Source organism: uncultured Winogradskyella sp. (genome assembly GCF_947498345.1).
In the GTDB taxonomy this organism is placed as follows: domain Bacteria; phylum Bacteroidota; class Bacteroidia; order Flavobacteriales; family Flavobacteriaceae; genus Winogradskyella.
Genome location: NZ_CANMJY010000004.1, coordinates 56,815 through 78,626, shown reverse-complemented (window position 1 = coordinate 78,626; position 21,812 = coordinate 56,815). Strand labels below are relative to the sequence as shown.

Sequence of the window (21,812 nt, the reverse complement as noted above, 5' to 3'; positions counted from 1 at the left end):
TGACTTAGATGGACAGACTACAACACAAGTTGACAAAAGTAAGATTAAAAAGCCTAGGCACGGATAAAAAGACTTACAATCGTAAGATTTTAATTGGGAGTATTGTAGCTACTTTAGTAGCAGGTACTCCTTTTGTTTTTTACATGCATGAGTATGTGCCAGATACAAAGGAGTGGGAAACAATATTTGGAATCTACCATAGTAAGTTATATGAGAGCGCTAATGTGGCTATGTGGGTTTTAATGATGAAGATAATTCCTTTACTACTAACTCTTATCTGGTTTTTTACATGTAAGCATTGGTGGTATCATGCGCTATTAGTACCTATTGTTATGTTCTCATTTCAAATAGCAAGCGCAATTAAATCAGATATTCGCCCTATGGACGAGTCTTCTCATATAGTATATTTACTACCAATTATGGCAATAGTTTTTCCATCAATTTATTTAATTAGAGCTAAAATGTTTAATCAAATAAATAACGCTGATAAAACCATGGAAGAACTTGAAGCAGAATTCATGTTTAAGCCAAAAACGTTTTGGGGTAAGGTAAAGCAGTATTTTTAAGATTTATAAAATCATTAAACTAAAGTTATTTTATTACACATGTCTTTAGCTCATTTCTCTATCTAAATTACGGCTAAGGTGTGCTAACATCAATTATATACTTCCATAGAAGTACTATTTTTTAGTATAATCCTGGTCTATGCTTTATACTATTAGGCAAACAATTTACCATCTATTTGATATGTTTTAACATTTATGTAAAACAAACATATTCAAGTATTTACTTCCCTTTAAAGTTCTGAGAATCAACTTTAACCGATTTAATTCGTTCTTGTCGAAAATTTTGTTTGTGTCGTATCTTAATGAGCTACATTTACTTAGCTATTAATTTACTCAATCGAAATCTTATGAAATTTAATATTTCCAAGCTACCTATTGGAAGTTTTATGACATACATAAATACCAAATCGAAGACGATTCAAATTTTACCTATTCTAATTGCCTCACTATTTTTATTTGCTGCTTTTCCCTATTTTTCTGGGTCTGGTTTAACTAGTGCAAAAACCATAGCACCATACTCAAATGGTGTTTTTCCTCAGGCAATTGATGATGACTTAGATGCAACTTATAGAGTGGCATTTCCAAATCTTCATTTTTTTTACCCCATAACATTTAATACGGTACCAAATCAAAATAAAATAGTGCTAGGTCAATTAGACGGTAAGATTTTTTGGTTTGATAACGATGAAGCCACAACGGATAAAAACCTCTTACTTGATCTATCTGCTGAAGTTGGATTAGTTTCTGATGGTGGTTTTTTGGGCTCTGCCATACATCCAGATTTCGATGCCCCAACAAATGCCAAAAATTATATCTATGTATATTATGCTACAAAGAACAGTAATGATGAAGACCTGCCTGGTTTTGGACAATACACTGGTCAAGGTTGCTCATACAGCGACAATGAATATCAGGGTAATTATTTAATCTTAGAGCGTTTTGAAGTCAATCCTACCACAATGGCTTTTGTTACTAATTCGAGAACCATTTTATTGAAAAATAGAATGTATGGAACAACACATTATGGAGGTGGTTTAGAATTTGGGGATGATGGATTTCTATATCTTACCACAGGAGACATGGCCTCTTGGAAAAGATCCCAAGATATTATAAATAATTTAGCAGGTGGAGTTTTAAGACTCGATGTAGATAAAGACCCTACTAAAAGTCATCCTCCTGTAAGAACTAAACCAAACGATGCAGGTTTTGCAGGTGAAATCACTGGCTTAGAATATTGGATACCCAATGACAATCCTTTTTCTGATACTACTCCTGGGTCAACAACCAATATATATGGGCAATTAAATTTAAGTACTCCAAACCCTAATGATGTGTATACATCTGGAGATTTCTTTGAGGAATATTATAGTATAGGGCTTAGAAATCCGTTTAGAATGACAAAAGATAGTCAAACTGGTGTGTTTTATATTGGAGATGTTGGTCTAAATAATCGTGAAGAGGTAAATGTTCTCGATGTAAACTCCAATTTTGGTTGGCCATTATTTGAAGGAAACATCACAGGGCCTGGCTGTTACTCTGATTTGTTTAACGGAATGAACCACACAGAACCACTAGTGGATTTTGGTCATGATATTGTTAATTCTATCACAGGTGGTTATGTATATAGAGGTACTGGCATCCCTGAGCTTTATGGAAAATATATTTGTGCAGATTATGGTGGAGGTGATGAAATCTTCTCTGTTGATATTAGCTCAGGAGATTACGAACAAATAGGTACTTTTCTGCCTGAAGATATTATTGCTTTTGGTCAGGATTACGATAAAGAACTTTATCTCCTAAGATTAGGCTTTAGTACAAATATTTATAAACTTATTGATGATGATGCAGATTACGGGCCTGCTCCACAATTACTCTCACAAACGGGGATTTTCTCAGACTTATCTACATTAGATGTTATTGACGGTTATGTACCTTACGAACTGTACGAGTCATTTTGGTCTGATGGTGCATTGAAAAAACGCTGGATCGCTGTACCAAACAATGATGGTGTACATAGTGGATCAAGTGAGCAAATAAACTATTCAGAGCATGGGGATTGGGAATTTCCTGCAGGTACAGTTATCGTTAAACATTTCGATTTACAGGTCGATGATAATAATCCATCTATTACTAAGAAAGTTGAAACCAGAGTCTCTGTTGTAGACGAAACTGGTGAAATGTACTTCTTAACCTATAACTGGAACGAAACCGAAACTGATGCTGTATTACAGGCTTCAAGTTTAGATGAACCAGTAGATATAGCAACAACTACAGGTGGTACAAGAACACAAACTTGGCATTTCCCTTCTAATTCAGATTGTATAAACTGTCACAACCATGCCAATAAAGGAGGACTTGGTTTAAAGTCAAGATATTTAAATACTGATTACACCTATAATGAAACAGGTATAACAGCTAATCAATTAGTAACCCTAAGTCATCTTGGTATTATAGATGCGTCTATAACCGATTCTGATACACCAAACATATACACCAATAAATCTTTACAAGATTCTAACGCATCGTTGGATGAAAAGGCCAGATCTTATTTAGATTTAAATTGTGCTTATTGCCATAGGCGCGATAATAGCATTAGAACTAATTACGACTTAAGAGTTTATAATACATTAGAAGCTACAGAATTATTAACTAGCGGTATATTAACCCCCTTGGGTATTGATCCAAATGAAGAAATCGTTTTCCCAGGCGATGCTTCAAAATCCATACTATATCACAGAATAAATAGTGTAGATGTATCAGTAATGATGCCTCCAATTTCTAAAACAATTATAGACCAACCTGCGGTAGATTTAATTGAGCAATGGATTAATCAGCTAGATACCAATAGCACTGACATTAGTAATAATCCTAATCCTTTGATTAACCTAGCACTTCTGCCCTCTGCTCAACTTAGTGGTTCTGTAGCTCAAGGAGCTGGTCGAGGAACACCTCTGGATATTTTATACGATCCTTTAGCAGGTAATTATAAAGTCATCACCCAATTTGGTGAATATGGAGAGAGTTATGGGGTAAATTTAGGGCCAGTTGATATAGACAATGGTTTCTATTGGAAGACAGATTGGCCAGAGCCAAAGTTTGTTAACTATATTACATTTGGTGGTACTTATCCAAATCAACCACAACCAAATACATTATGGCGTGTTAGTTATTTAAGAGAAGGAATCTGGATAACCATTGAAGATGGTGTAGGTGGTTGGATAAATTCTGGTATTTACGAATGGGATGGCACTAATCAACCTCCAATATATGCTGAAGCTGTGAGGCTGCAAATATATAGTGATGGTATTAACGATTTAGTAAACATCCATTTAAGAGGTCGAGGTGGTGAGACTACTAATAGCGGTACTGGTGATTTAAATACAGAGCCTAAAGCATCACTTCTGCAATTTAAACCATTTGATAATCCAACAACTATAGATAATATAGTGGTTGACCAACAAACAAGTTGTGATACTATGGATAATTCTTATACTCAACAATTGACTGTAAGTTATACAAATCCACCTGCAACCGGATCCTTAATTGTAAATGATCAAATTTTCCCAATTACAGGCAGCCCACAAACAGTTATACTCACTGGATTGGACTCTGACAGCAATGAAGTAGAGGTGATTGCAGAATTTACTGATGGGTACAACACACTTTACAGAAGCAATGGCGCATTATTTACCGCACCAGATAACTGTAGTGATTTGATTATAGGTGAAGATGAACATGTCGTTATTAATGATAATTATCAGGTATATTCTAATGCAAGTATAGAAATCTTAGAAGGTGGTAGTCTGACTATTAATGGTGATTTGATTATCAATGGTGATGTAACGCTTAATTCAATCTCTAATAAGTATTCTAGTCTAATTGTAAATGGTACAACCACAGGAAATATTAAATACAAAAGACATGTTAATGCTTTTAATGGTTCTACTGGCAATGATTTAATAGCATCTCCGCTTTCAGGTGAAACATTTGGGAATTTTGCTACTAATAATCCAAACTTATTTGAAAACCCAAATAATACATCTCAAAAATTGTTTGGCCCTTTTAATGAATCTACTGGGAATTATGAATTATACGATGCTAGCACCAATAGTAATTTACCATTAAGTTCTGGTGTAGGCTATCGTGCAGCAAGGGATAGTTCCGAGGATGGCACTCACGGCAGCACGCTTACTTTTACTGGTGAGATAGAAACCGGTAATGTAAATGTTGCTCTAACCTCTCTTGGTTCTTCATTTAATGGTTGGAATTTAATAGGAAATCCATATACCTCTTATATAGATTTTGACCTGTTCTTTAATCTCAATAAAGATGAATTAGATATTGCTACATATCAATCTATTTATGGTTATGACGGCGATGCATCTAATGGCTGGACTATTTGGAACCAAGCTAAAATAGACGACGGTAGTGTAATTGAACTCATAGCACCTGGTCAGGCATTTTTTGTAAAAAGTAAAACTGGAGGTGGCTCAGTAACCTTTACACCTAATATGAGGGTTTCTGGAAGTAGTGATGATTTTATTCAGGGAAGATCTTCATCTCCACATCATGGGCACTTAAAATTATTGGCTAGTTCTGATGCATCAAATTATAGTACAGATTTTTATTTTAATGACAATGCATCTCTTGGTTTAGACCCTGGTTATGATGCATCATTCTTTAATGGAAGCATTCCTGATTTTTCAATATATTCATACTTGGTAGAAAACAGTTCTGGTAATGCTTTTACTGTTCAAAGCTTAAGTAGTAATGCCATTAACGATGTTACTATTCCTCTTGGATTACATGCATTGCAAGGACAAAATGTTACCATTAGTATTTTTGAAACTGATATACCTTCATCTATAAATGTATATTTAGATGATACATTAAACAATACACAAACTCAATTAAATACAACTACATACAGCTTTACAGCAATGAGCGACTTAACTGGCACAGGTCGTTTTTATCTAAGGTTTGCGAACCAATCACTCAGTACACCAAAATCTACTTTAGAGGATTTAAATATTTTTAATCTAGAAAAAGAAAAAGCTATCGTTATTCTTGGACAGTTACAAAATAGTACCCAATTTAAACTTTATGATATAAATGGGCGTATATTGATAACAAAAGCATTAGATTTATACAATACGAGACAAACTGTTAATGTTGAACATCTAAGCGCTGGTATATATATAGTAGAATTGGTAGCAAGTGGAAACAAAAAACGTGTTCAAAAACTTATAATAAAATAGGAGTTTATATAATTATTAAAGCGCATACTCTACAAAGACTATGCGCTTTTTTATTTTTACAAACGATTAAACACAAAATGATTGCTAATTTAGATAGCGTGAAGCACAGTTATTATAAAATATATAAACCCTATGGCTATTTAAGTCAATTCATTAATAATCAAAATAAGCGGAGAAACAAAAAACTTTTAAATTCGCTATATAATTTCCCTGATGGTATTATGGCAGTTGGCAGGCTTGACGAAAAATCCGAAGGCCTATTGTTACTTACTACAGATGGTAAGTTTAGCAACCACATAACCAGCTCAAAAATTGAAAAGGAATACCATGTCATGGTTGACGGTATAATTACTGCATCTTATATTGAAATATTAAAGCAAGGTATTGAGATTTCTGTTAATGGGCAGCCATATAATACAAAACAATGTAATGCCTATATCTTAGATGATATTTCGCATATTACTGAACGTTATGTAAGAGATAAAAAACATGGCACAACATCATGGCTTAGTATTACATTAACTGAAGGTAAATTTAGACAGGTACGAAAAATGACAGCAAAACTTGGTTTTCCAACTTTACGATTAGTGAGAATACGTATTGGGGATTATAAATTAGGAGCTATGCAACCAGGAGAAGTATTACTAACTAATTATTAGAAGCTTCATCGCTTTTATCTTCATCATCAGATGTTTTTTCCTTTATCACTACTTTTTCGTTATTGAAAACAATGATAGCTTTTACTCCTGTTAATAAATTCCATTCCTTAGAAGAAATAAGTTTGCCCTTATCATCGTAAACTAAAAATTCTGCTGTATTTGGCCCCGAATCCCCTTGGTTTAAGGCTTCTATTTCTACAGTATTTTTACCTTGAGCCAAATTGACTTCAACACGCCTATAACTATTAGTAAGATACAGATTATGTCTTACAACAACATCATTCACATAAATCCGTACACGATCACCATCTACATATTCATGATCGCGACATATAATGTTTACAAATTTAGTATCTACATTATGCTCACCAAGAAATTGATCAGACATAGTTCTAATTATACCACCCTTTTCAAGTTCTTTATTCCAACGTTTTTCAAAAATCTCACCAGGACTTTTTAACCCATCCTTATCAGTCATTGAGAATGGCTTTTCAGAATCTCTAATTACAAATTTTTTCTTTTCATCTTTTTTGGAGTCGCCACTACTCTCCTTTTTTTCATCTTTATCTAGTTTTGGCGCTACTTTGATCTTTACTGGTATAGAATCTTTTTTAATCTTAGAGGGCTCAGCAGGGATTCTGATAGATTTATTTTCCTTGTCTTTCACCTTTTTTTCTTGAGAAAAAGCAACAGTATAACATAATGTGCAGAATATGAGTAATATGTACTTAAAAGCTTTCACTAGTATTTGAGATGCGTTTTTGTTTTTAATCTTGTGGTGCAAAAACCATACCTACTTCAAAATAAACGTATAAAATTGTAATACCTTACAAAAAAACGTTAAAACTTACCATTAAAACTTATACGTAATTTACGGTTGTACTCTTCAAACAACCAGTCTTTATAATTTTGTGTACTGTTCATTATGCAATAGCAATATTGCTTGATGCGATAAGCAATTTCATCTTGAAGCAATTTTGTTAAGTCTCTTGCATCGTAAACGTCTTCACTATTTTCAATACAAATTTTAGAATGCTGAGCAATAGAACGCTCTATAACAGTAAAAGATTTCTTACCCAAGCTTATAACATCTTTATATTCTGCTTTAACATCAAAATCTAGGGAATCAGAATTTTTAAATTTCTCTTTTATAGCATCAGGCATGAGATAAACAAAATCACGTTCAAGGGACTCATCATCAACTATATTCTCTAAATATAAATCTGGATATTTAAAAATATGTTGCCAATCTACCGGCTGACTCCATGGTCCAAAACGTGCCACATTATTTCCTAAGTCAATAACCTGAAATGTTGTTCTGTCTTTAAAAATTCTACTCCCACGACCAATCATTTGAAAATATAAAGTCAGTGATCTTGTCGCTCTGTTAAGAATAATAGATTCTACAGAAGGCTCATCAAAACCAGTGGTTAAAATGCTTACAGAAGTTAACACTGCATCTGGTGTGGTATTAAACCAATTTAAAATATCTTTTCGTTCTTGCTTACTTGCAGTATTGTCTAAATGCTGCACATTATACCCAACTTTCTTAAACGTATAATAAACTTCTTTGGACGTATATATACCATTATTAAAAATTAATGTTTTCTTCCCTTTTGCCAATTCTTCATACGCAGATAACAATTTGGTTTGCATTAAACTATTAGTATATAAGGCTTCAGAAGACTTTACTGTATAATCACCATTTATCCCTATTTTTAAAGTAGTTAGCCCAACATCGTAATGATATACGTCTGCATTGGCTAAAAATCCATTTTTAATTAAGGTAGAAATATCATCACCCACAATCAACTTATCATAGTTGTCCTTCATAGGCAATTTAATATTACTGCTTAATGGTGTCGCAGTTACACCTAGAATAAAACAATGTTCAAAAAATTTAAAGAGTTTTCTAAAGGAATTATAATGCGCTTCGTCAATAATAACCAGACCAACATTTTTAAGTTCAAAATCTTTATCAGATAAGCGATTGTTCAAAGTCTCTACCATAGCAACAAAACACTCATACTCATCTTGATCTGGTAATGTTTTTACCTTGCTATTAATAACTTTATTATTAACCTTAAATCCCGAAAGTACATTAGAGGTTTGTTTGCACAATTCTATTCTATGTGTAAGAATTACAACCTTCTTTTTGTGCTTCTCTATATAACGTCTAACAATTTCTGAAAAAATAACTGTCTTACCTCCACCAGTAGGCAATTGATATAGCAAATTGAAATCATCAGACTCATCTTGCATCACATCGAAAATACGATTGAGATCCTTGATTTGATAATCGTAGAGTCTTTTCTCAGTTACCGTTTCCTTTATTGTGTCTGTTGACATATAATTATTTCCTCCAAGGTTAATTTTGCAAAAATAGCATATTGCAAGGGTTTTTGATAAGAATTGTTAATAACCTTTAACAAGATTGGTACTGTTATTGTGATTAAGAAAATATTAACATTTTAAATAAATATATTATGAAATCAATTCGAAAACATTCTGCGACGGTCAACGCAGGATCCATGGCTGACATTGCCTTTTTGTTACTTATTTTCTTTTTGGTCACTACAACTATTTCTGCTGACAAAGGCATACTAAGACAATTACCTGATGATTGTCCAACTAATGACTGTAGTAAAGGTACTAATGAAAGAAACCTGTTAAGGATCAATTTAAATAGCAATGATGAAATTTTTGTTAAAAATGAAATTGTTAAACTTGAAGATATTCAACAAATCGTAAAGGCATTTGTTGATAATAATGGTCTATCTAATTGTGATTATTGTAATGGAGAAAAATTATCAAAGTCATCAGATCATCCGAGTAAAGCTGTAATTTCTTTAAGTCACAATGCCTTAACTAAGTATCATGTTTTTATTTCCGTACAAGATGAAATTACCAAAGCTTTTTACGATTTAAGAGCACGTTACATAAAAGAAACGTTTAATAAGTCACCAGAACAAATTACAGATGCTGAATTAAAAATCGTTAAAAAAGCATATCCTTTTATAGTTTCTGAAGTTATGGTAAAACGCAATTAAAAGATAGAATCTTTTATTGGGATACAATATTCAATGCTCACCATTTTCTTGCCCCATTTTTTTGCTTTTTTAACATCGACACCCATATAAATGTCTATCCGTTTTCGCCAACGTTTATTCATTTTATCCTTTACTGTAAAAAAGCTATCAAAACCTTCTATCTTAACTTTAGTGTTATGTACTAAGCCAGAGTCTAATAAATCTCTAGATACAGCAATATATCTATATCCAGGTTTTAAACTATCCCCAAAAGCAGTAATATTAGGATTAGAACTGGTCTGATATGCAAATGAATTGTATGCTGTAGCTGTGACTTGAAATATTTTTGAGTTACAACTCTCTTCTATTTCTGACTTGCAATTAAAACTAAATATTGTTATGAATAATAAAGTATAAGTTCCTATTCTCATAGATTAAAGATACACTTAATAGTTAAAATTTGTTAAATCATTACTATGTTATGCAAAGTACTGTAACATTTCCTTTTTTATGACGTCTATATAGTGTAATCAATTAAAAACGAACAAACATGAGAACTTTAAACAATAATCAATTAACAGGCACAACAATAGATACTAAAAGTTATACTTGGAACAGTAAAAGACGTTATAGGTAAAAACGAAATTCATCAATCAATAAATTAAACAATTATGAGAACTTTAAACAACAATCAATTAACAGGTACAACAGCAGACACAAAAAGTTATACTTGGAACAGTAAAAGACGTTATAGGTAATAACGCGCAATTCATCAATCAATAAACTAAACAATTATGAGAGCTTTATCAAAAATTGTCAATACATCTAATAGCTTAGATGATGACTTAGAAACTATTAAGTTATGAGTTGGATTAATCACCCAATGGATTGCAACTAAAGAAACCAATACATGTCTGTATTGGTTTCTTTAGTTTATACCATTAAATAACGTTAAATCAGTAATTAAAAAGTTCTCTTAGAGCGCTTTCAAACTTACTTTTAGCCAAATACTGATTTTCTAATTGTCCAATAAAAGGAATAGGCGTTTCCATACTTGCGACACGTTTTACTGGTGCATCGAGATACTCAAAACAATCTTCCATTATCATGGCAGAAATATCACTTGCAATACCTCCAAACATACTATCTTCTTGCAGAATAATAGCTTTACCAGTCTTTTTAACCGAGCTTAAAATAGTATCCTTATCCATAGGTTGTAATGTTCTTAAATCTATGACATCAGCAGAGATGTCTGAATTATTCTCTAAGGTTTTTAAAGCCCAATGTACACCTGCACCATAAGTAATTACAGTTATTGCGTCTCCTACATTTAAAAGTGCAGCTTTTCCAAAAGGTAACGTATAATAATCTGTCGGAACATCTTGTCTAACACTTCTATATAATGCCTTATGCTCAAAGAAAAGTACAGGATTAGGGTCATTAATTGCAGTTGCTAACAAACCTTTGGCATCATATGGAAATGCCGGATAAACCACTTTTAGACCTGGAGTCTTAGTAAACCAAGCTTCATTGGTCTGAGAATGAAAAGGACCTGCAGCAACACCTGCTCCACATGGCATACGAACCACAACATCTGCTTGTTGCTCCCAACGATAATGCGATTTCGCTAAATAATTGACTATAGGATTAAAACCAGAGCTTACAAAATCTGCAAATTGCATCTCTACAACAGCTTTCATACCAGCTATAGATAAGCCCATACCAGCTTCAATAATTGCAGATTCACAAATTGGTGTATTACGTACTCTCCCTTTGCCAAATTGTTCTACAAAACCTTCGGTTATTTTAAAAACACCTCCATACTCTGCAATGTCCTGTCCCATAATAACCAAGTCTTCATGCTTTTCCATAGCTTGCTTTAAACCTTCGGAAATAGCATCAACTAATCGCAATTCTTTAGTTTTAGAATTTGGTTTAATATCTTGATAATTAAATGATCTATAAACATCATTTAATTCAATGGCTTCATCTGGTACAATAGCTTCTTCAGCATAAGCTGATGTTAAAGAAGAGTCTATTTCTGCCTTAATTTCGGTGATGTATTTTTCATCAATTTCAGCAGATAATATCTTTTTACTATACAAATAGCTTCTAAAGTTTTCAATGGGGTCTTTAGCTTCCCATTCTTCAATTAAAGCTTTTGGTACATATTTGGTACCACTAGCCTCTTCATGTCCTCGGCGTCTAAATGTTTTAAACTCAATTAATATTGGTCTAGGTCTTTTCCTTATACTTTCGGCTAATTTTTTAACTTTAGAATAGGTTTCTATAATATTATTACCGTCTAAAATAAACGATTCTATGCCATAGCCTTTACCTCTATCTGCTAGGTGTTTACATTTATATTGTTCACTTGTTGGCGTAGATAAACCATAACCGTTATTTTCAATACAAAAAATTACTGGCAATTGCCAAACAGACGCAACGTTTAAAGCTTCATGAAAATCGCCTTCACTTGTCCCTCCTTCTCCAGTAAATACAGCTGTTACTTGTCCATTTTTCTTTAATAAATTAGCCAAAGCAATTCCGTCTGCTACACCAAGTTGTGGACCTAAATGAGAAATCATACCCACAATATTATACTCTTGGGTTCCAAAGTGAAATGAGCGATCTCTACCCTTAGTAAATCCACTAGATTTTCCTTGCCATTGACAAAACAATCGGTGTAAAGGAATCTCTCTTGTGGTAAAAACGCCTAAGTTTCTATGCATAGGCAAAATATATTCGCTAGGTTTAAGCGCCATAGTAACACCTACAGAAATAGCTTCTTGACCAATACCAGAAAACCATTTAGAAATTTTTCCCTGACGCAACAAAATGAGCATCTTTTCCTCAATTAATCGAGGTCTCAACATATTGTAATACAGCTTTAAAAGGGTCTTGTTGTTAAGGTTCCTTTTATCGTAATCTATAATGCTTTTAGTTATGGTAGGCATAAGTTCGTATTAAGTAATGCTTCAAATGTAAATAAAAATGTATCAAAATTGTAGTGTTAGTAGTCAAGTTATCAAAAATTACGACTCAATTTTTTAACACTATTTTCGTTACTTTTGTATATTGACTAAAATTTTAAACGAAAATACCAATGGATAGAATACCTAGCGTTGATTTAAAGGATTTCCTTTCTGATGACCCAAATAGAAAACAAAAATTTATAAACGAAATAGGTAAGGCATACCAAGACATTGGTTTTGTCGCCTTAAAAGGCCACTTTTTAGATGATGAATTAGTAGATGAATTATATGGGGAGGTAAAGAATTTTTTTAGTTTGCCATTAGATGTTAAAGAAAGTTACGAGATTCCTGGGATTGGTGGTCAACGTGGTTATGTCTCTTTCGGAAAAGAAAGTGCCAAAGGAAAAAAAGAAGGAGATTTAAAAGAGTTTTGGCATTTTGGGCAATATGTTGAGGATGACGAAGAACGCAGAAAAGAATACCCGGAAAATGTTGAAGTTAAAGAGCTACCTGCTTTTAATAAAGTAGGTAAACAGACCTATAAAATGTTAGAAAAGACTGCTAAGTATGTTTTAAGAGCATTAGCTTTACATTTAGATTTAGAAGAAACTTATTTCGATAATTATATCCATAATGGTAATTCTATTCTAAGACCAATCCACTATCCTCCAATTACCCAAGAACCAAAAAATGCGGTTAGGGCTGCAGCTCATGGTGATATTAATTTAATTACACTATTAATGGGAGCTCAAGGTCGTGGCCTGCAAGTACAACGCCATGATGGAGAATGGCTAGACGCAATTGCTGAACCAGACGAATTAATGATTAATGTTGGCGATATGCTATCGAGACATACTAATAATAAGCTAAAATCTACTATACATCGCGTAGTTAATCCACCTCGTGAACTTTGGGGAACATCACGTTACTCTATTCCATTTTTTATGCACCCAATAAGTGAAATGAAACTAGATGTATTAGATAGTTGTATTGATGATGATAATCCAAAACAATTTGATGACATCACAGCTGGTGAATTTTTAAATCAACGTCTTGTAGAACTTGGATTGATTAAAAAATAATGGATTTACAAGACCAATTAAAGCATCTATTTCCTGACCATGTTTCTGAAGATCCTTCTGATGATTCAAAAAAGACTAAAAATGATATTTGGCTTCAAGATGATCCTATTGTTTGTAAGTACGAAAAACGAAAAGGAAAACCAATAACCATTCTTGAAGGTTATACAGGTGCAACTAAAGATTTTAAAAAACTAGCCAAAGAATTAAAAACTAAACTTAGTGTCGGAGGAAGCTTTAAAGATGATAAGATAATTATTCAAGGTGATTATCGTGATAAAATTATGCAAATGCTAAAAGAAAAAGGGTTTAATGTAAAACGTGTTGGAGGTTAATATGACAAAACAAATTCTTCATATTACCAATGGTAGCTCATTAACAGATTACTTAAGAGAACTTGACTTTACAGACGATATATTAACGTGGCAAGAAATGCTATGCGAAGGACCTACTATTGCTGCAATAGCATCAGATACTTTTTTTAACATTAGGCGTCATTTTCTTAAAGAATATTACGATATAGAAGTAGATACGGAAGAGCTCAAAAGTGAGTTATCTAAGTTAGATAATACTGATAAATATTCTGAAATTCATCTTTGGTTTGAGTACGATCTATTTTGTCATATTAACCTCCTTGGCGTTATAAATTTATTGCACCAGAAAAATATTAATAAACCCCTTTATCTTATATGTAGTGGTCGTGTTGAAGGTGAAAAAAACTTAAAAGGTCTTTGTGAGCTATCACTTGAACAATTGATGGATCATTACTATAAAAGAACTTTATTAACAAAAGAAGATAAAGAATTAGCTATAACGCTTTGGAGAACCTATTGTGGTAAAGATCATAACATACTTAAACCTTATATTATAACCAAGTCTAACTTTAAGTATATGAGCAATTGCCTTAAAGCTCATTTAAAACGTTTCCCACATCAAAAGAGTGGACTTAGCGTACTTGAAGACAATATTCTAAGACTTGTTAGAGATAATCAAATAAAATCCTTACATCACCTATTAGGATACAGCCTCAATTATCAAGGATACTATGGTTTTGGTGATACACAATTAAGACGCATAATAGATAGGCTTTCAATATTCTTAGACGAAACAGAGACAGGTATTAAACTCAACAGAAAAGGACATGAAGCATTACTAAGGCATTATAATTTTGCTTCAGAAATAAATAATAATATGGTCTATGGAGGTATTGAACGTTTAGGTTTTCAATTTAGCATAGATCAAAATAAACTTGTAAAGACTATATTACATGTCAATTAAAAATTCGGAGTTAATATTAAATCCAGATGGCAGCGTTTACCATTTAAATTTAAAGCCAGAAGATATTTCTGATACAATTATTTTTGTAGGAGATCAGGATCGTGTAGAAAAAATAACGATGCATTTTGACAGTATTGAATTCAGTACTCAAAAGCGTGAATTTAAAACGCAAACTGGCTATTATAAAGATCGAAGAATCACAGTACTTTCTACAGGAATTGGACCAGATAATATTGATATTGTTCTAAATGAGCTTGATGCTCTGGTAAATATAAATCTAAAGACACGTCAACCAAAGACAGAGTTAACCAGTCTTAATATTATTAGAATCGGTACTTCTGGTTCGTTACAAGCAGATATTCCTGTAGATGCCTTTTTAATTAGTACACACGGTCTAGATGTTAATGGTATGCTACACTTCTACCAGATTAGCGGTATAAGCAATCCTGAGATTGAAGATGAATTTATTAAACATACAAATTGGGATAAAAATAAAGCGCGGCCAATAATTATCAATAACAGTAAATACTTAGAAAAGTATTTTGAGAGTAATAAAGTGTTTAAGGGCATGACAGGAACTGCTGGTGGTTTTTATGGTCCCCAAGGTCGAGTATTAAGACTTCCTCTTCATGACGCAGACTTAAATACTAAACTAGATTCTTTTAACTATAAAGAATTTAGGATTACAAATTTTGAAATGGAAACCTCAGTTATTTACGGTCTTTCAAAATTATTGGGGCATGAAGCCTTGTCACTAAATGCTATTATTGCCAATAGAGCCACTGGTGATTTTAGTAAAGATCCAAAAAAAACAGTAGAAAAACTGATTTTATATGCTCTGGAGCGTATAGTGAATATTTAATAAAAGATATTGTTACACTGTGCAGTATATAATATTACAATTAAAACATCATTTAGTCATAAATTAAATTAAAATTTCTGTTTTCGCAGTTAGTTAGCATGAAAAAAGTAAACATAGGAGGTGTACCAGAGCATTTTAATTTAGCTTGGTATTTAACTCTAAAAAATGGCGAATATAAAGCTAAAGATATCAATCTACGTTGGCATGACTACCATGGAGGTACTGGAGAAATGTGTAAAGGCTTACGCTCTGGAGAAATAGATATAGCAGTAATTCTTACTGAAGGTATAGTAAAGGACATAATAGCTGGTAACCCTTCAAGAATTGTTCAGACCTTTGTTGAAACTCCTTTAATATGGGGTATTCATGTTGCAGAACATTCCAAATTCCAGACTATTGAAGACATCAAAGGCGCAACAGCAGCGATAAGCCGTTATGGTTCTGGTTCTCATTTAATGGCATATATTAATGCAAAAAATCATGATTGGGATTTAGAAAAAGATCTCAACTTTGAGGTTATCAAAAATCTCGACGGCGCTAAAAAAGGATTGACAAAAGGTGATGCTGATTATTTTATGTGGGAAAAATTCACCACAAAACCTTTAGTTGATGATGGTATTTTTAGAAGAATAGATAATTGTCCTTCTCCCTGGCCTTGTTTTGTTATTGCTGTACGAGAAGATTTTATTAAAAATAATGAAGACGAATTAAGAACTATATTAGATATTATCAATCAAACAACTACAGATTTTAAATCTATACCCAGTATTGATAGAACTATTGCAAATCGCTACGAGCAAGAATTAGAAGATGTACAAGAGTGGCTTTCACTTACAGAATGGGCACAAGATATAATTGATAAAAAGACGATTGAAAATGTACAAGAACAACTTTTTAACTTAAATATCATCCCCAAAAAAGTTAATTATAAAGACCTAATTCATATCCTTTAATTAAAAATGAGTCGTAAATCACTCAGTTTTTAACATTTTTCTGTAGATTCTTAAACTTTTTTTAAAAAACATAAATCGTCATAACACCAGCAAACATCGGCAAAAAGTGTTAATTTTTCTTAAAATGCTTAAAGTTAAATCTTACAGTTTTTGTTCATAACTTTCACTATTTCAAATTTTTAGTTACATTTGTTTTAACCAAATCTTTGCTATTAACAACACTATAAGAACAAACTATGATTCTAACCATTACTCTGATTTTGTCTTTTTTGGTCTGTGTTAATTTTTTATTGTTAATATTTAGTTGCAATAAAACTCCAAAAACAGTTGAGAATAGAAAACCAAAAGTGATTCGCACTCATAAACCTACTACTCCTATAACCTCCACTCAATTACAGACTCGCCAGCTTGCTGCAACAGGGAGTTAGTTTTACTAAAATGCTTATTACCAAACCAATAACCTCTATTAGCACTTAAAGGTGACGGATGACCACTTTCTAATACTGAATGCATAGCTGTATTTATAAGCTTCTTTTTCTTTTTAGCATAACCTCCCCAAAGTAAAAACACTACATTTTGCTTTTCTTGGCTAATGATTTGTATTACTGCGTCAGTAAATTGTTCCCAACCTTTGTTTTGATGACTACCGGCTTGATGTGCCCTAACAGTTAATGTAGCATTTAATAATAGCACTCCTTGATCTGCCCAAGACATTAGATTTCCATTTTTAGGATAAGGAAAACCTAAGTCCTGCTCAAGCTCTTTAAATATATTAATCAGTGAAGGAGGATGAACAATACCATCATTAACAGAAAAGCATAAACCATTAGCTTGACCAATACCATGATATGGATCTTGACCTATAACCACGACTTTAACATCATCAAAAGAACAATGATTAAAGGCATTAAATATATCTGAACCTTTAGGGAAGCACTTGTGTGTTCTGTATTCCTTTTTTACAAATTCAACTAATTCCTTAAAATAAGACTTGCTAAATTCTGCTTGCAAATAAGGTTTCCAACTCTGATGTATATCTACATTCATACTTTAGATTTTCCTTCAAAAATAAGGATTTATTGTCGTTAGACATATCGCATTATTTAACCTAAATTTGCAACTTTACAATTTATAATATACCATGACACGGATTCATGAAAAAACCTTAAAAGACTTAGAGTTTTTTATGGTTTTAAATCAAATAAGTGAGCATACCATTACAGCTTTAGGAAAGGAGGCTTCTTTAGCCATACGACCTATTGAAGTTGAAGCTCAACTTATTCGCGAATTAGATTACGTCAATGAATACAGGTCGTCATTTGATAATGAAAACAGAATACCAAACCATGGTTTTGAACCTATTTCCAAAGAACTTAAGCTTCTAAATATTGAAAACACGTATTTAGAAATTCCAAGTCTTCAGAAGTTAGTAAGCATCTCACTAACAGTTAATAGCATTGTAATTTTTTTAGAAAAATTTAAAGACTATTATCCTAACCTCAATCAATACAGTCAATATATAGAAGTAACAACTGCTATAATTGAGCAGATTGATAATGTTGTAGATCGCTTTGGAGATATAAAAGATAATGCTTCACCTCAACTAGAGGAACTAAGGCATGAAATCAACAAATTAAAAGGAAAAATAAATAGTAGTTTTGCTTCGGCTCTAAATAGATATCACAGTCTCGATTATTTGGATGACATTAGAGAATCTGTAGTTGATAACAGACGTGTATTAGCAGTTAAAGCTATGTATCGACGTAAAGTAAAAGGTGCTATAATGGGAGGTAGCAAAACTGGTAGTATTGTTTATATTGAACCAGAAACCACATTACAACATACCAGAGAACTCAACAACTTAGAGTACGAAGAAAAAGAAGAAGTCATTAAAATTCTTAAAGAGCTTACAGATTTTGTTCGTTTATTTTTACCTCTTTTAAACGACTATCAAACATTTCTTACTAAAATTGATGTTATATCTGCTAAAGCAAAATACGCTCAGAGTATGGATGCAATTTTGCCAAAAATCTCAAGCGAACGTAATCTTTTTATAAAAGATGCATACCATCCACTACTCTATTTAACCAATAAAGAAAAAGGAGAAAAAACATTCCCTCAAACTATTGGTCTGAGTAATGAGAATAGAATTATAGTTATTTCTGGTCCTAATGCTGGTGGAAAAAGTATTACTCTAAAAACTGTGGGATTATTACAAGTAATGCTACAAAGCGGTATGCTTATTCCTGTACATGAGCGTAGTAATGTATGCTTATTTGAAAGAATTCTTAGTGATATTGGTGATAACCAATCTATAGAAAATCATTTAAGCACCTATAGCTACCGCTTAAAACAAATGAATTACTTTTTAAAGAAATGTAATTCTAAAACCTTATTCTTAATTGATGAGTTTGGAACTGGTAGTGACCCAGAGCTTGGAGGAGCATTGGCTGAAACATTCTTAGAAGTATTTTATGATAGAGAAGCATTTGGGATTATCACAACCCACTACTCTAATTTGAAGTTGTTGGCCAACGAATTACCTCATATGCAAAATGCAAATATGTTATTCAATGAACGTAGTTTAGAACCTATGTACAAATTGGTTACAGGGCAAGCAGGTAGCTCTTTTACGTTTGAGGTAGCACAGAAAAATGGCATTCCATATAGCTTAATCAATCAATCTAAAAAGAAGATTGAACGTGGTAAAGTGCGTTTTGATGCTACTATAGCTAAGCTTCAGAAGCAAAGAAGCCGCTTAGAGAAAACCGAGCAGTCCCTTAAGGTTAATGAAAAAAAGAAACTTTCTGAAGCCGAGAAACTTGAAGAAACCAATGCAAAAATTCAAAAGAAATTAGAAAGCTTCCAAGAGCTCTATGACAGTAATCAACGCCTCATTTATTTAGGTCAGAAAGTAAATGATTTAGCAGAAAAATTTCAGAATAATAAAAAGAAGCGTGAGTTAATGGCTGAACTATTTCGTTTAGTACAGATTGAAAACTCCAAGCGTAAAAAAGTATCAGTCAAACAGAAGCGTGCAGAAAAAGCTAAAGAAAAACAGATAAAACAGGAAGCCGAAAAGAAGGTAGAAGTAATCCGAAAAAGGAAAAAAGCTGAAAAGAAAAAAGAAGTAAAAATTGAAAAGCCAAAGCCAGTATTAAAAGTTGGTGATCGCGTACGTATGCACGATGGTAGAGCTGTTGGTAGTATTGATACTATAGAAAAAAACAAAGCCATAGTAAACTATGGCTTATTTACAACTAACGTTAGTGTGAATCTATTAGAATTAGTTGAGGCTAAGAAGTAAAAAAGCGATGATCAAACCTGAGATCATCGCTTTAGCAAATTGCTAGCAATATCAGTTACAATTCGCTGCAACATCTCTTACTTCGGTCTGTGTATCTACAATATTGTCTAAATACATATTTCCGCGCAAAGTAATTTCAACAAAATCAGTACCTATGCTAGTAATAACACCTGAAAAATTTGTAATATCTAATTGTGTAGCTATTGAAATCCCTGAGAGTGATCCTGAGTTTTCAGTATGATTACCTTTAAGTCTTAAACGCTTCACATATGGGACTCTAACATTTGAATAGGTCTGATATGCATCATAGACTAATGATGCACTTCCAGAGGGTACCGTAACGATTCTATTAGAGAAAAAGGTATTGGTTTCCGAGACTGACTCTTCACTCGAAACTGTTGAAGATGAGCTAACCTCTGTAGATACCTCTAACCCCGTAGAGACCTCACCAGTTACTGAACCTCCATTCCCAAAGAAACTTGCTTCTGCCGTTGCGCTAACTGAAACATCAACGCTAGTAGTAACTCTGGCGCTAAGTCCAATTGTTTCTGAAACGACGCTCGTATATGTTGTTGTCACTTCTCGTTCTATTCCAACTTGCTGTTCTAATGTACCTGAACCACAGTTTTTTAAAGTACTATTAAATCCAAACGATGTTTCTGCTGCTGGCAAAATTGGTGGTAAGTACTCTGTATTTAATTCTGTAACTTCCCAATCAATATCTAAAGCAATTACTCTAAAATATTGTATAGTTCCTGAAGGAAGTGTATGCCAATTGATGTCTGCACCGTTTGATGTGCGTCTAAGTGGATTACCATCTGCAAATCCTCTAATAGTATATAAACCATTAGATTCCTTTTGAATCCTAAATTTTAAATCATCACCTAAACTATTCGGGTTGGTAGATGGGTACGAATAGGCCCCAGATTGTCTGAAAGTTCTTGTTGATGAACCTATTCTAAGATAACGATTTGTAATTGCTGAATAAAATGCAAAAACATTATTTTCGTTTGGATATTTATAAATAAAGAACTGCTCGCTAGTAATCCCTTGATTGAAAGATGATGTTCTTTCTTTTAATCTAAGACTCCCAGAATCACCACTTCCTGGTTTCCAAACAATCTTATCTCCATAGTTTCCACTAGGATTTACAAGCTGCAAATAATGACGCATGTCATCTTTGAAATCAAGCTCTTCGAACAATTCTTCTAAGGAGGTAGCATCGATATCTATCTGACTACCATTTTCCTCAAATGATATTACACTATAAGATTCAGATATAATGACACTATTTGTTTCATCTAAAATTTCTATATCTAATCCTACTCCATTTCTTAACTCTTCTTCTTCACTGTCCGAAAGATCTTCCACAGAGATTATAAGTTGAGCTATATTGGTGAAAGGGTCTACATCGAGTTCTTGGTCATAATTTCCTTGAGATGCAGTAGTTGTAATATTAACCTTAGCAGGCATATATCCTTTTTTGGCTATATCTCTGGTGCTAATTAAAAGTCCTAAATCACCTGCGTAGTTTTCTAATTCGTCTTCGGTAATACCATTAGTTACTTCAATTTCACCATCACCAGGACCAGGTTCGTTATCATCTTTACTACAACCTAATACTAAGAATAGTAAAGTACACATCAAAATGCATTGTAAATTTTTAATAGTTGTCTTCATAATAAATAAATTTTGCGAATTGTTTCTGAGTCAAAACTAGATATGAAATCTACTAAAATCTAATCATCGGCATGGACAAAGTATGGACAACAGGTAAAAAAATTTATATATCCCACTTAAAAAACGACATATCAAAAACTTATTAATTAATTGATTTTCAGCTAAT

16 protein-coding genes are annotated in these 21,812 nt (G+C 32.8%); 10 read left to right on the top strand and 6 right to left on the bottom strand.

Annotated features, from left to right (window positions below):
- Nucleotides 1–8 precede the first annotated feature (8 nt).
- The 3 genes from Q0912_RS06770 (at nucleotide 9) to Q0912_RS06760 (ending at nucleotide 6,483) form a co-directional block, all read left to right on the top strand.
- Nucleotides 9–566 carry a hypothetical protein gene (locus tag Q0912_RS06770; protein ID WP_299113347.1) on the top strand — a complete coding sequence of 186 codons (558 nt, stop codon included), beginning with the start codon at nucleotides 9–11 and terminating at the stop codon, nucleotides 564–566.
- Nucleotides 567–913: 347 nt separating this feature from the next.
- Nucleotides 914–5,824: a PQQ-dependent sugar dehydrogenase gene (locus Q0912_RS06765; protein WP_299113344.1), complete on the top strand. Its 4,911-nt coding sequence runs from the start codon at nucleotides 914–916 to the stop codon at nucleotides 5,822–5,824.
- Between the two features lie 77 nt (nucleotides 5,825–5,901).
- Complete coding sequence (locus tag Q0912_RS06760) at nucleotides 5,902–6,483, top strand: pseudouridine synthase (protein WP_299113342.1); 582 nt, start codon at nucleotides 5,902–5,904, stop codon at nucleotides 6,481–6,483.
- On the opposite strand, the gene Q0912_RS06755 is transcribed toward Q0912_RS06760, so the two are convergent.
- Nucleotides 6,473–7,150 (bottom strand): hypothetical protein, encoded by a 678-nt coding sequence (locus Q0912_RS06755; RefSeq protein ID WP_299113340.1) that lies wholly within the window; start codon nucleotides 7,148–7,150, stop codon nucleotides 6,473–6,475. The two genes, Q0912_RS06760 and Q0912_RS06755, sit on opposite strands and share 11 nt — an antisense overlap.
- A gap of 173 nt (nucleotides 7,151–7,323) precedes the next feature.
- Entirely contained in the window at nucleotides 7,324–8,832 is a 1,509-nt protein-coding gene (locus Q0912_RS06750; RefSeq protein ID WP_299113338.1) for a DEAD/DEAH box helicase family protein, read from the bottom strand.
- A gap of 137 nt (nucleotides 8,833–8,969) precedes the next feature.
- On the opposite strand from Q0912_RS06750, the gene Q0912_RS06745 reads away from it, so the two are divergent.
- Nucleotides 8,970–9,533 carry a biopolymer transporter ExbD gene (locus Q0912_RS06745; RefSeq protein WP_299113335.1) on the top strand — a complete coding sequence of 188 codons (564 nt, stop codon included), beginning with the start codon at nucleotides 8,970–8,972 and terminating at the stop codon, nucleotides 9,531–9,533.
- Here Q0912_RS06745 and Q0912_RS06740 read toward each other — a convergent pair.
- Together Q0912_RS06740 and Q0912_RS06735 are read right to left on the bottom strand one after the other, a co-directional pair.
- Nucleotides 9,530–9,943, bottom strand: a complete 414-nt coding sequence (locus Q0912_RS06740) for a hypothetical protein (protein WP_299113333.1) — start codon at nucleotides 9,941–9,943, stop codon at nucleotides 9,530–9,532. The two genes, Q0912_RS06745 and Q0912_RS06740, sit on opposite strands and share 4 nt — an antisense overlap.
- Before the next feature lie 525 nt (nucleotides 9,944–10,468).
- The gene (locus Q0912_RS06735) at nucleotides 10,469–12,469 is read right to left on the bottom strand and encodes a dehydrogenase E1 component subunit alpha/beta (RefSeq protein ID WP_299113331.1); all 2,001 of its coding nucleotides are present in this window, start codon (nucleotides 12,467–12,469) and stop codon (nucleotides 10,469–10,471) included.
- 149 nt (nucleotides 12,470–12,618) lie between these two features.
- On the opposite strand from Q0912_RS06735, the gene Q0912_RS06730 reads away from it, so the two are divergent.
- The 5 genes from Q0912_RS06730 to Q0912_RS06710 all read left to right on the top strand — a co-directional run bounded on the left by Q0912_RS06730 (nucleotide 12,619) and on the right by Q0912_RS06710 (nucleotide 16,659).
- On the top strand, nucleotides 12,619–13,569 hold the full coding sequence (locus tag Q0912_RS06730) for a 2-oxoglutarate and iron-dependent oxygenase domain-containing protein (protein WP_299113329.1): 951 nt from the start codon (nucleotides 12,619–12,621) through the stop codon (nucleotides 13,567–13,569).
- Nucleotides 13,569–13,901, top strand: coding sequence for a translation initiation factor (locus Q0912_RS06725; protein ID WP_299113327.1), 333 nt, complete (start codon nucleotides 13,569–13,571; stop codon nucleotides 13,899–13,901). Before Q0912_RS06730 ends, Q0912_RS06725 begins: the two co-directional genes overlap by 1 nt.
- Before the next feature lies 1 nt (nucleotide 13,902).
- On the top strand, nucleotides 13,903–14,844 hold the full coding sequence (locus tag Q0912_RS06720; RefSeq protein ID WP_299113325.1) for a DUF1835 domain-containing protein: 942 nt from the start codon (nucleotides 13,903–13,905) through the stop codon (nucleotides 14,842–14,844).
- Nucleotides 14,834–15,706: a nucleoside phosphorylase gene (locus tag Q0912_RS06715; protein WP_299113323.1), complete on the top strand. Its 873-nt coding sequence runs from the start codon at nucleotides 14,834–14,836 to the stop codon at nucleotides 15,704–15,706. Before Q0912_RS06720 ends, Q0912_RS06715 begins: the two co-directional genes overlap by 11 nt.
- 98 nt (nucleotides 15,707–15,804) lie before the next feature.
- The gene (locus Q0912_RS06710; protein WP_299113321.1) at nucleotides 15,805–16,659 is read left to right on the top strand and encodes a substrate-binding domain-containing protein; all 855 of its coding nucleotides are present in this window, start codon (nucleotides 15,805–15,807) and stop codon (nucleotides 16,657–16,659) included.
- 375 nt (nucleotides 16,660–17,034) lie between these two features.
- Here the strand turns inward: Q0912_RS06710 and Q0912_RS06705 are convergent, their stop codons facing one another.
- Nucleotides 17,035–17,706: a uracil-DNA glycosylase gene (locus Q0912_RS06705; RefSeq protein WP_299113319.1), complete on the bottom strand. Its 672-nt coding sequence runs from the start codon at nucleotides 17,704–17,706 to the stop codon at nucleotides 17,035–17,037.
- A 94-nt stretch (nucleotides 17,707–17,800) separates the two neighbouring features.
- Between Q0912_RS06705 and Q0912_RS06700 the strand changes: the two genes are divergently transcribed.
- A complete protein-coding gene (locus Q0912_RS06700; protein WP_299113317.1) occupies nucleotides 17,801–19,966 on the top strand; it encodes a DNA mismatch repair protein MutS in 2,166 nt (721 codons plus the stop codon).
- 51 nt (nucleotides 19,967–20,017) lie between these two features.
- On the opposite strand, the gene Q0912_RS06695 is transcribed toward Q0912_RS06700, so the two are convergent.
- Nucleotides 20,018–21,646 carry a hypothetical protein gene (locus tag Q0912_RS06695; RefSeq protein WP_299113316.1) on the bottom strand — a complete coding sequence of 543 codons (1,629 nt, stop codon included), beginning with the start codon at nucleotides 21,644–21,646 and terminating at the stop codon, nucleotides 20,018–20,020.
- Nucleotides 21,647–21,812 lie beyond the last annotated feature (166 nt).